This window comes from Actinomyces sp. S6-Spd3, from assembly GCF_000758755.1.
Lineage (GTDB): Bacteria > Actinomycetota > Actinomycetes > Actinomycetales > Actinomycetaceae > Pauljensenia.
This window is the reverse complement of the sequence record NZ_JRMV01000129.1, coordinates 1-649: the sequence shown is the minus strand read 5'-3', so window position 1 is coordinate 649 and position 649 is coordinate 1. Positions and strand designations below refer to the sequence as shown.

Here is a 649-nt window from a genome sequence, read left to right as displayed (position 1 = left end):
ACATATCGAGGTCGCTCAACGCGCACATGGTGTCCAACTGGTTCTGGTGCGCAGATTCAGGTTCCCTTCCACGCGTCTCCTCGCTGGATCTCTTTGCAGATATCTTCGAAATAGCGCTAGTTATAGCGATTACAAGGCCGGCAACTAGAAGTATCACGGTTGCGAGGGCTAGGGCAGTGGCGGTGTCAATTTCGCGCTGCAGATAGATCTCGAGGGGGAGAGTGCGGGTCACGCCCTGTAGCGAGCCAGCAAACGTGATGGTTGCGCCGAACTCGCCGAGGGCACGCGCGAAGGTTAGCGCTGTGCCTGACGCCATCGCAGGAACGGTGAGGGGTAGCGTGATCTCAAAGAATATGCGCGTGCGAGAAGCTCCCAGGTTGCTTGCCGCTTTTTCGAGGTCACGTCCGCGTGAACGCAGTGCGCCTTCGAGTGAGATGACGAGAAACGGCATGGACACAAACACTTGTGCCATAACCACTGCGATGGCGCTGAAGCCGATTTCAATTCCTAGTACGTGTAGGTAAGAGCCAATGAGGCCGCGCCGACCAAACGTGACTAGGAGCGCAAGGCCGGCGACGACGGGTGGTACAACCATAGGAAGCGTTACCAGCAGGCGTAAGATACTACCCAAACTTGCGCGTGCTCCGTG

1 protein-coding gene is annotated in these 649 nt (G+C 57.2%); it reads right to left on the bottom strand.

The window, feature by feature from the left end; all coding sequences use genetic code 11:
• The coding region (locus HMPREF1627_RS00785) for a molybdate ABC transporter permease subunit (RefSeq protein ID WP_234305178.1) at window positions 1-595 on the bottom strand (595 nt) is incomplete at its 3' end.
• Window positions 596-649 lie beyond the last annotated feature (54 nt).